The sequence below is a fragment of the Pseudonocardia hispaniensis genome (genome assembly GCF_042658695.1).
Classification (GTDB): Bacteria; Actinomycetota; Actinomycetes; order Mycobacteriales; family Pseudonocardiaceae; genus Pseudonocardia; species Pseudonocardia hispaniensis.
In genome coordinates, this window is record NZ_JBHSQW010000033.1 from 78,338 (window position 1) to 88,316 (window position 9,979).

The 9,979-nt window shown below is 70.5% G+C and carries 11 protein-coding genes; 2 read left to right on the forward strand and 9 right to left on the reverse strand.

What is annotated here, in order from left to right; all coding sequences use genetic code 11:
- From lon to ACFQE5_RS15765, 5 genes are all read right to left on the reverse strand, one after another.
- Positions 1-2,234 (reverse strand): endopeptidase La (gene lon / locus ACFQE5_RS15745; protein ID WP_379585852.1); only part of this gene is annotated, 2,234 nt, incomplete at its 3' end.
- A 93-nt stretch (positions 2,235-2,327) separates the two neighbouring features.
- Positions 2,328-2,882, reverse strand: a complete 555-nt coding sequence (locus ACFQE5_RS15750; protein ID WP_379585853.1) for a YbaK/EbsC family protein — start codon at positions 2,880-2,882, stop codon at positions 2,328-2,330.
- Positions 2,879-3,187, reverse strand: coding sequence for a DUF2516 family protein (locus ACFQE5_RS15755; protein ID WP_379585854.1), 309 nt, complete (start codon positions 3,185-3,187; stop codon positions 2,879-2,881). Before ACFQE5_RS15755 ends, ACFQE5_RS15750 begins: the two co-directional genes overlap by 4 nt.
- 179 nt (positions 3,188-3,366) lie before the next feature.
- Complete coding sequence (locus tag ACFQE5_RS15760; RefSeq protein WP_379585855.1) at positions 3,367-4,191, reverse strand: hypothetical protein; 825 nt, start codon at positions 4,189-4,191, stop codon at positions 3,367-3,369.
- Positions 4,188-4,622 carry a helix-turn-helix domain-containing protein gene (locus ACFQE5_RS15765; RefSeq protein WP_379585856.1) on the reverse strand — a complete coding sequence of 145 codons (435 nt, stop codon included), beginning with the start codon at positions 4,620-4,622 and terminating at the stop codon, positions 4,188-4,190. Before ACFQE5_RS15765 ends, ACFQE5_RS15760 begins: the two co-directional genes overlap by 4 nt.
- Before the next feature lie 221 nt (positions 4,623-4,843).
- On the opposite strand from ACFQE5_RS15765, the gene crcB (ACFQE5_RS15770) reads away from it, so the two are divergent.
- Together crcB (ACFQE5_RS15770) and crcB (ACFQE5_RS15775) are read left to right on the forward strand one after the other, a co-directional pair.
- On the forward strand, positions 4,844-5,317 hold the full coding sequence (gene crcB, locus ACFQE5_RS15770; RefSeq protein ID WP_379585858.1) for a fluoride efflux transporter CrcB: 474 nt from the start codon (positions 4,844-4,846) through the stop codon (positions 5,315-5,317).
- On the forward strand, positions 5,314-5,682 hold the full coding sequence (gene crcB, locus ACFQE5_RS15775) for a fluoride efflux transporter CrcB (RefSeq protein WP_379585859.1): 369 nt from the start codon (positions 5,314-5,316) through the stop codon (positions 5,680-5,682). Before crcB (ACFQE5_RS15770) ends, crcB (ACFQE5_RS15775) begins: the two co-directional genes overlap by 4 nt.
- 22 nt (positions 5,683-5,704) lie before the next feature.
- Here crcB (ACFQE5_RS15775) and ACFQE5_RS15780 read toward each other — a convergent pair whose 3' ends face one another.
- The 4 genes from ACFQE5_RS15780 to ACFQE5_RS15795 all read right to left on the reverse strand — a co-directional run bounded on the left by ACFQE5_RS15780 (position 5,705) and on the right by ACFQE5_RS15795 (position 9,662).
- Positions 5,705-6,508 (reverse strand): ABC transporter permease, encoded by an 804-nt coding sequence (locus ACFQE5_RS15780; protein ID WP_379585861.1) that lies wholly within the window; start codon positions 6,506-6,508, stop codon positions 5,705-5,707.
- The gene (locus tag ACFQE5_RS15785; RefSeq protein ID WP_379585863.1) at positions 6,505-7,500 is read right to left on the reverse strand and encodes an ATP-binding cassette domain-containing protein; all 996 of its coding nucleotides are present in this window, start codon (positions 7,498-7,500) and stop codon (positions 6,505-6,507) included. Before ACFQE5_RS15785 ends, ACFQE5_RS15780 begins: the two co-directional genes overlap by 4 nt.
- 57 nt (positions 7,501-7,557) lie before the next feature.
- Entirely contained in the window at positions 7,558-8,907 is a 1,350-nt protein-coding gene (locus tag ACFQE5_RS15790) for a DUF445 domain-containing protein (protein ID WP_379585926.1), read from the reverse strand.
- Between the two features lie 227 nt (positions 8,908-9,134).
- On the reverse strand, positions 9,135-9,662 hold the full coding sequence (locus tag ACFQE5_RS15795; protein WP_379585865.1) for a hypothetical protein: 528 nt from the start codon (positions 9,660-9,662) through the stop codon (positions 9,135-9,137).
- Positions 9,663-9,979 lie beyond the last annotated feature (317 nt).

A 9,979-nucleotide genomic window follows, 5' to 3' on the forward strand; every position in this document is an offset into this window, starting at 1 on the left:
CGCAGCTGGGCGCGGACCGACTCCGGCAGGTCGTCGAGGTCGGGCTCGTTGCGCTTCGGGATGATCACGTCGGTCAACCCGGCCCGGTGCGCAGCCAGGAGCTTCTGCTTGACCCCGCCGATCGCCAGCACCCGGCCCTGCAGCGTGACCTCGCCGGTCATCCCGACCGTCGAACGGACGGGACGGCCGGAGGCGAGCGAGGCCAAAGCGGTCGTCATCGTGATACCGGCCGAGGGCCCGTCCTTCGGGACCGCCCCCGCCGGGACGTGCACGTGCAGCCGCTTCGACGCCAGGTCACCGGCCAGACCCGTGGACCGCAGATAGGACAGCGCGATCGACACCGACTCCTTCATGACGTCGCCGAGCTGGCCGGTGAGCGTCAGGCCGGGCTCGCCGTCCATCGAGGTGGCCTCGATGAACAGCACGTCCCCGCCGGTTCCGGTCACGGCCAGGCCGGTCGCGACGCCCGGTACCGAGGTGCGCTCGGCCGACTCGGGGGTGAATCGCGGCCTGCCGAGGAACCCGACGAGGGCATCGGCGTCGACGTGCACCGGGGCCTCGGTACCCGAATCCAGCGCCACCGCCACCTTGCGCAGGACCTTGGCCAGGCCCCGTTCCAGCTGCCGCACCCCCGCCTCGCGGGTGTACTCGGCGGCGATCATGCCCAGCGCGACGTCGGAGAACTCGACGTCGGACGGCTCCAGGCCGGCCTTCTCGATCTGCCGGGGCAGCAGGTGGTCACGCGCGATGGCGACCTTCTCCTGCTCGGTGTAGCCGTCGAGGGTCACCATCTCCATCCGGTCGGCCAGCGGGACGGGAATGGTCTCGGCGACGTTGGCCGTGGCCAGGAACAGCACATCGGACAGGTCGAGGTCGACCTCGAGGTAGTGGTCGCGGAACGTGTGGTTCTGCGCCGGGTCGAGGACCTCCAGCAGGGCCGACGACGGGTCGCCGCGGAAGTCGGCACCGAGTTTGTCGATCTCGTCGAGCAGCACGACCGGGTTCATCGACCCGGCCTCCCGGATCGCGCGGACGATCCGGCCCGGCAGGGCGCCGACGTAGGTGCGCCGGTGCCCGCGGATCTCGGCCTCGTCGCGCACACCGCCCAGGGCGACGCGCACGAACTTCCGCCCGAGCGCCCGGGCGACCGACTCCCCCAGCGACGTCTTGCCGACGCCGGGCGGTCCGACCAGCGCGAGCACGGCTCCGGAACCACGCCCGCCGACCCGCTGCAGCCCGCGGCGGCCACGCCGCGCCCGGACCGCGAGGAACTCGATGAGGCGCTCCTTGACCTCCTCGAGACCGGCGTGATCGGCATCCAGGATCGCCCGGGCGGCCGCGAGATCGTCGGAGTCCTCGGTCCTGGTGTTCCACGGGATGTCCAGGATGGTGTCGAGCCAGGTGCGGATCCAACCCGCCTCCGGGTTCTGGTCCGAGGCGCGCTCCAGCTTGCCGACCTCGATGAGCGCGGCCTTGCGGACGTGTTCGGGAAGGTCCGCGGCCTCCACGCGGGCACGGTAGTCCTCCTCGCCGTCCTCGGGGTCGGCCTCGCCGAGCTCCTTGCGGATCGCGGCCAGCTGCTGGCGCAACAGGAACTCGCGCTGCGCCTTCTCCATGCCCTCCCGGACGTCCTTGGAGATTTTCTCGCTGACCTCCTGCTCGGCGAGATGCTCCTTCGTCCAGCCGATGAGCAGCTCCAGCCGCCGGTCCACGTCCGTCTCGGCCAGCAGCTGTGCCTTCTGCTCGACGTCGAGGTAGGGCGCCCAGCCCGCGAGGTCCGCGAGCTGGCCGGGGTCGGTCGTCTGCTGGACGGAGTCGATCACCTGCCACGCGTTGCGTTGCTGGAGAACCACCACGACCAGTGCCTTGTACTCCGTGGCGAGCGCCTCGGTCCGCTCGGTCGACGAGCCGTCCGGCACCGGAGACGTCTCCACCCACAGCGCGGCACCGGGGCCGGGCTGGCCGACCCCGATGCGGGCGCGCCGTTCCCCACGAACCACTGCGGCCTTCTCCCCGCTGGGGAGCCTGCCGATCTGCTCGATGACCGCGACGGTGCCGATCGCGCCGTAGCGGCCATCGAGGCGAGGAACGACGAGGACGCGACGGCCGACACTGCTCGCTGCGTCGACCGCCGCCTGGACCTGCGGCTCGTCGAGCCGGAGCGGAACCACCATGCCGGGCAGCACCACCGAGTCGGGCAGCGGAAGCACCGGCAGCTTCAGCGTGTCTGTCATAACTGCGTCAACGCTTACACCGTTGAACTCATTCCAACGTTCAAGTATCTCCGGACGACACCATGGCTCCATGACGCACATCCAGCCGGGCGCTCACACCTCGCGGGCGAGGCCGTCCACCACCTCCGCGCCCGGCAGCGACGCCAGCAGCGCCCCAGGAACGGCCAGCTTGCTGGCGCGGACCCCGCTGCCGATGACCACGGACCGCGCGGCGGCGACCTCGGGGGCGACGAACAGCGGCCACCCGGCCGGCAGTCCGATCGGAGTGATGCCGCCGTAGTCCATCCCGGTCAGCTCGACGGCCTCGGCCATCGGCGCGAACGACGCCTTACGGACGTCGAGCCGCTTGCGCACGACACCGTTCACGTCGGCGCGCGTGGTCGCGAGGATCACGCAGGCGGCGAATCTGACGTGTCCACCGCGCCGACCCGACACGACCACGCAGTTGGCCGAACTCTCCAACGGCGAGGCGTAGGCCGCACAGAACTCGGCGGTATCGGCGAGCGCGGGATCGATCTCGGCGACGCCGACCCGGGCGGCGTCGCCCGGATCGAGCGAGGCGAGCGCATGTTCGACCGCGTCGGCGAGCAGGTCGGGCCGGTCGAGCGCAGGAGCGGCCCGCAGCGCCCCCAGCACGGCCCAGCTCACCAGCGTTGGTCCCCCCGCTGGACACCGACCACAGCGGGCTTGACATCGACGATGTAGACGAGAACCGCCACGAGGCCCGCGATCCAGAACAGTGCCCCGCCACTCCACGGGCCGGGGAACACGACGAGCACCAACAGTCCGGCCGCGGTGATCCCCAGCCAGGCGTTCTTCGTCAGCTTCCCGGCCGCGGTGAACGCGTCGGCGCGCTGCCGAAGAGCGTGGATCAAGGCATAAGCACCCACCGGCATCCCGAGAATCCACAGCCCGAACAGGATGTAGCCGTCGAGTCTGTACAGCAGGTCCACCCAGCCAGAGTACGTGCGCAAAGCCTCTCGTGGCATCCCGACCCGCAGACTGCTTCCGAGGAGGCGGGATTCGCGGCCGGCCTCGCCCGAGACCGGCCGGACTCACGACGAGAGTGGCCCCGAGACCACGGGTCTCGGGGCTCGTGGCTCGACGATGGCAGCGGCCTACGCCGTCTGCCTCAGTTCGATGCGGTGCCCTCGTCGCGGGCGCGCCGAGTCGCCGTGCTGCGGGTGGCGTTCTTCGACGCGGTGCGGTTGGCCGCCCGACGCGCAGCGCTCGCCGTGGTGTCGGCGGCGGTGTCCGCGACGTCGCTCGCCTCCGGAGCCGTGACCGGCCCCGCGGGCTTCACGACCGCCTTCGGGGCGGGCCGCTCCACGGCCGTGGTCTTCCCGCCGGCCTTCTCCGCGGTCTCCACCACCGACTGAGCGGCCTTGTCCGTGGCCTCCTTGACCGATTCGGCGGCCTCGTCCGCGGCCTGCTTCACGGACTCGGCAGACTTCTCCGCGGCGGTGCGGGTCTGCCCGGTCACCACGTTGATGGCCTTCTCGGCGGCATCATGCGCCTCGTCGACGAACTCCTCGACCTGCGCGTCGAGCTTCGCGGTGTACGACTCGATCGCATCGAGCGCCCGCTGGATCCGGGGCTGCTTGCGAAGCTCGGCCCACGTCTGCTCGCCGTGCTTGGCGAACTCCTCGTAGTACTTCGTGGCCTGGGCGCGCCACTCCTCGACCGTCTTGCGGATCTCCTCGGTGGCCAGCTTGGAGCGCAGACCCTCGACCTCGGTGGGCAGGTCGCCGAGGCGCTTCTGCACCGCCTCGGCGCGGGCCCTGCCGCCGGCGAGGGCCTTGTTCATCGCGGTGACGGCCTGGTCGCCGACACCCAGGACGGCCATCAGCGGGGCGCGTGCAGCCTCCATCTGATCTGCGGCCTGCTCGCGGAGGTTGCGGACGTCCGCAGAAGTCGGCAGCGAAAGCGCCATGATCATCACTCCTGTTGTTCTCACGAAGACTCGGTACCTGCCGCCGGTTCGGCCGTCCGGCCGTTCTCCCAGCGGAAGGCCTGGTAGACGTCGAGCAGCACCTGCTTCTGACGTTCGGTCAGCGTGGGGTCGGCGAGGACCGCGTCGGTGACGACGCTCGCCGGGCGTTCCTCGAGAATCCCCGCTCGGACGTAGAGCGCCTCCGCGGAAATGCGCAGCCCCTTCGCGATCTGCTGCAGGATCTCGGCCGAGGGCCGTCGCAACCCCCGTTCGATCTGGCTCAGATAGGGGTTGCTGACACCGGCCGCCTTCGCAAGCTGTCGCAGTGACACCTGTGCTGCTTCGCGCTGCGCCCGGATGTAGGCGCCGATGTCGTCGACCGCCTGACCGACCGCCTGGCCGACCTGCTCGACCGCGTGGCCGACGATCTCGGCGGGCTTGTCCTGCTCTGCCATCGACGCTCCACCTCCGTGCGACGACATTCACCGTACGCAAGAGTGCTAGCAATTGCAAGCACACTGATTGCGCTGGTGAAGTGGGATGGAGCACAGAGGTCACAGCACGGTGTACCCAGCCTGGACGCCGCGCACCGTCGACTCCGGCGGGAAAGTGGATGCTCGGTCGGCCGAGGCCTAGGGTCGAGAGGTTTCGTCGTCCGGCACCCGGAGGTCACAAGGTGGACCAGACGCTGCCCTCCAGTGGCGAGAACCAGGTCGCCGAGCCACGGCCGCATCCGGTGGCCCCGCTGTCGGGACAGGCCCGGGCCTGTGCGGTGATCGCGGTCGGCGGGGCGCTCGGCGCGTTGGCCCGCTGGGGCGTCGGCCTCGCGTTACCCGCGCATCCGGGCGCCTTCCCGCTCGGCACCTTCCTCATCAACGTGGTGGGTTGCCTGCTCATCGGGGTGTTGATCGTCCTGGTCACCGAGGTGCGCCCGGCGCACCCGCTGGTCCGCCTGTTCGCCGCCACCGGCATTCTCGGCGGGTTCACCACGTTCTCCACCTACTCGACCGACGCCCAGTACCTGCTGCTGAGCGGGCACGTCGGGGCGGCCGTCGGCTACCTCGCCGCGACGCTCGCGGGCGCGATCGCGGCCACCTGGCTCGGGATCACCGTGACCAGGGCCGCCGGCGTTCGGCGAGTGTCCCGATGATCCCGCTGCTGATCGTTGCCGGGGCGGTGGTCGGCGCCCCGCTGCGTTATCTCACCGACCGGCTCGTGCAGTCCCGGCACGACACCGGTTTCCCATGGGGCACCTTCACCGTCAACGCCGTCGGCTCGTTCATCCTCGGTCTGACGCTGGCCGCCACCGCCTCGCCGGAGGTCCTCGCGCTCGTCGCCACCGGCTTCTGCGGGTCGCTCACCACCTACTCGACGTTCGGCTACGAAACCGTCCAGCTCGCGGCTGGCGGCCGCACCCTGTTCGCGCTCTTCAACGCGGTCGGCTCGATGCTCACCGGCCTCGGAGCGGCTGGCCTCGGAATCGCCGTCGGCGCGGTGCTGCGGCCGGTTCTGTAGCCGACCGGGTTGGGTGGCGGAGCTACCGGCTGGCCACCCGCCGGTAGCGCGCCACGGCCAGCGGCAGGAACACCGCGACGATCACCAGGGACGACAGCACCGCATACAACGCCGCGTGCTGCGCGGGCCACGCCGAGGACTCCTCGAACCCCGGCAGCTGGGTCGGGTTCCCGAACAACTCCCGCGAGGCTCGCGCCACGGCACTGACCGGGTTCCACTCCCCGACCGGCTGCAACCAACCGGGGAAGCCCTGGATCGAGACGAACGCACTGGAGACGAACGTGAACGGGAACAGCCAGATCAGGCCGGCGCTCTGCGCCACCTCCACATTGCGGGCGGTCAGCCCGACGAACACTCCGATCCAGGACATCGCGAACGAGAACAGCAGCAGCAGCCCGAACCCGGCCAGCGCGTCGAGCACGCTGCCCCGGATCCGCCAGCCCACCACCAGCCCGGTCACGGACATCACGATCAGCGTGATCACCCCGACCCCGAGGTCGGACACCGCGCGACCGAGCACGACCGCCATCCGCGACATCGGCAGCGACCGGAACCGGTCGATGATGCCTTTCTGCAGGTCGTTAGCCATTCCGATGGTCGTGAAGAAGACGTTGAAGGCGACCGTCTGAGCGAAGATGCCAGCGATCAGGAACTCGCGGTAGGCGTCACCGCCGAGGCTGCCGGCGAAGACCAGGGCGAAGAGCACCACGAACATGATCGGCTGGATCGTGAGGCCGATCAGCGCATCGGGCACCCGGCGCAACCCGATCAGGTTGCGCCACGTGATGACCCCACCGTCCCGAATGGCCTGGATCAGTGTGCTCACGGTGCCGCCATCTCCGTCTTCTTCTCGGCCTGCTCGACCTGCTCGGTCTCCTCGGCGAGGTGCCCGGTCAGGGTCAGGAACACGTCGTCCAGGGTCGGTCGCTGCAGCGCCACGTCGAGCACCTCGACGCCCTGCCCGTCGAACCGGCGCAGCGCCTCGACCAAGGCCTTGGTCCCGCCGCTCACCGGAACCGAGACCCGCCGGACGTGCTCATCGACCAGCAACTCGCCGTTCCCGACCTCGGCGAGCACGCTCCGGGCGCTCGCGAGCTGTTCCGGGTGCGCGACCACGACCTGCAGCCGCTCACCCCCGATCTGGGCCTTGAGCTCGTCGGCGGTGCCGCGGGCGATCGCGCGACCGTGGTCGATCACGACGATGGTGTCGGCCAGCTGGTCGGCCTCCTCCAGGTACTGGGTCGTGAGGAGCACGGTCGTGCCGTCGGCCACCAGCTCGGAGATCATCGACCAGGTGTCGAGCCTGCCGCGTGGGTCCAGGCCGGTGGTCGGCTCGTCGAGCACGACCACCTCGGGCGCGGCGACCAGGGCACCGGCGAGATCGAGGCGGCGGCGCATGCCACCGGAGTAGGTCTTCGCCGGGCGCTCGGCCGCATCGGTGAGCCGGAACCGTTCCAGCAGCTCCTTCGCCCGCGCCCGGGCCGCCGACCTGCTCAGCCCGTAGAGCCTGCCGACCATGTAGAGGTTCTCGCTCCCGGTGAGGTTCTCATCGACGGCGGCGTACTGCCCGGACAGCCCGATCGACCGCCGGACCGCCTGGGGCTGTGTCACGACGTCGTGACCAGCCACCCAGGCCCGGCCCGCGTCGGGTTTGAGCAGCGTGGTGAGGATGCGCACGGTCGTGGTCTTCCCGGCCCCGTTGGGACCGAGGAGCCCCAGCACCGTGCCGGTCGGGATTTCCAGGTCGACCCCGCGGAGCGCCTGGGTGGACCCGAAGCTCTTCGTGAGGCCCTCGACCCGAACGGCGACGTGGTTCATGTGGGCGAGAGTAGGGCCGCCCCCCGACAAGAGTCGTCCGATTTGTCAGTGCCGCCGTCAGAAGAGCAGCTCGGAGACCGTGTAGATCACCAGCCCGGCCAGCGCCCCGACGACCGTGCCGTTGATCCGGATCCACTGCAGGTCACGTCCCACCTGCAGCTCGATCTTCCGCGACGTCTCCGCCGCATCCCAGCGACCGACCGTGTCGGTGATCAGCGTGGTGATCTCCCGCCGGTAGTGACGCACGACATAGCTGGCGACGTCGCCGAGCCATCCGTCGATCTTCTCCCGGAGCTCGGGATCGTCACCGAGCCGTCGACCGAACGCCATCAGCCCGGTACCGACCCGGACCCGGAGCTCGCTCGAGGGGTCGGCCGCGGCGTCGAGGATCATCCGCTTGATCGTGCCCCAGGCCTGTCCGATGAACCGCTGCACGTCGGGATGGTCGACCACCTGTTGTTTGATCTGCTCGGCCCGCTCGATCGTCAGGGGATCGCGCTGCAGATCGTTCGCGAACTCGATCAGGAACTTGTCGACCGCCTTGCGCAGCGGATGTTCGGGGTCGGTCTTCACCGCCCAGGCGAAGTTCTGCACCTCCATGAAGACCTTGTCCGCCACCATCTCGTCGACGAAGCGTGGCGTCCAGGTCGGTGCCCGCTCACGGACCACCCGCAGCACCATCTCGTGGTTCTCGGCAACCCAGTCGTAGGCCCGGTCGCACACCAGGTCGACGAGTCGGTGGTGCCCCCCGTCGAGGAGCACGCCCTCGAGCACCTTTCCCAGCGGCGGCCCGATCGGCCGCTCCAGCAGCTTGCGTACCAGGATCTGTTCGAGGACGGCCTGCACGTCCTCATCGCGCAGCACCGTGACGATGCCGCGAGCGGCGGTGGAGATCTCGGCGGCCACCCGCTCGGCGTTCTCCCGCTGCGCGACCCAGTCCCCGACCCGGCCCGCGATCCGTGCCCGGTCCAGCTTGTCGCGGACCACGGCCTCGGACAGGAAGTTCTCCCCGACGAAATCGCCGAGGCTGTTGCCGATCACGTCCTTCTTCGCGGGGATGATCGCCGTGTGCGGGATCGGCAGGCTGAGCGGCCTGCGGAACAGGGCGGTGACGGCGAACCAGTCGGCGAGCGCGCCGACCATCCCCGCCTCACCCGCGGCACGCAGGTACCCGGCCCAGGTCATTGCGAGTTTGACCTCGAGGTACCGGCCCACCAGGAACACGACGGTGGCGCCGAGCAGGAACCCCGTCGCGACCATCTTCATCCGGCGCAGGTCGCGCCGCTTGATGTCCTCGTTCAGCGGGCTGAACGAACCCAGCGGGATCGTTGCCGCCGATCGGGCCGGCCGGGATGACGGAACGTCGGGCAGCTGAGGTCGGCGGGCCGATCCCTGGGCCTGGGGCATGTGCACGAACCCAATAGTGCCCGCCGCGGGGTTGGGTCATGCAGCAACGTGGCCCTGGCCGAGGCCGGCGAATGGTCAACCGGCCCCGGCCACGTCGAGGTGCGGCCGCGCGACGAGGGAGAAGCGCTCCCTCGGGCGCCGCACCAGGTGCGCCCGACCCTCCCGGCGCGATCCGACGATCAGCAGCAGCGGGACGGAGACCGGGCGCGGCTCGCGATGGCCCCGGGCTAGGGCCCAGCCCGCGAGCCGCCGAGGATCGCTGCGACAGGCCGCTGGGGGATACCTGGCAGCTGATCGATTCTGGGCTGCGACCGAACCGCATCGGCGAGGGCCCCGACGATGATCGCGGCGTCGGGTACCCGGTAGGCGGTGCGCGCCGGCGCCACCCGCCAGTGCACCCATCCCTGCGGGCCCTCCGTCGGAGGGGCGAGCACCCCCGCCCCGTCGGTGTGCAGCACGATGTCGGGGCGAAGACTCAGCTCGGGCGGCAGCCCGATCCCGGGGCTCATCGGGAACCACCAGGTGCCCTGCGGCGTGGCCGCGACCGGCACCACCAACCCACGGGAGCGGAGCGTCGCGCAGGCTCGGCGGCCGAGCTCGGCGGGCACCTCCACGATGTCGAGGACAGTCCCGGTGGCCAGCATGACCTCGGTGCCCACCCCGGGGACGAGCGGCCAACCGTGGTGGGCGAAGTTGCGCACGGCCGCCCTCAGCTCCGCGCCGTAGACGGCGCGGTAGCTGTCCCACCACGACATCGCCAGACCTCCTCGCACGTGGACGCCGAGCGACGTGCCCGGCCGCCTCACTGTGTCGTTCAACCGCAAGCATGACGCAAGGGTGATGAACGATCGGCCGGTCAGCGGTGACCGCACGCGGCCGCGAGACAAGCGGAGCCCGCAACTGTGACTCCGCGGTGGACCGTCGGTAACCCACGGTCCACCGGTTCGTCACCCGGGACCGGCGGCTACTCCATTCGGCGGGCTACCGCATGTCTCCGTCAGCCAACCACCCACCGTCGCGGCCCGGCCCACGGCGCTCGTACCGATGCCGGAAAGACCGGTGCCGGCGCCCC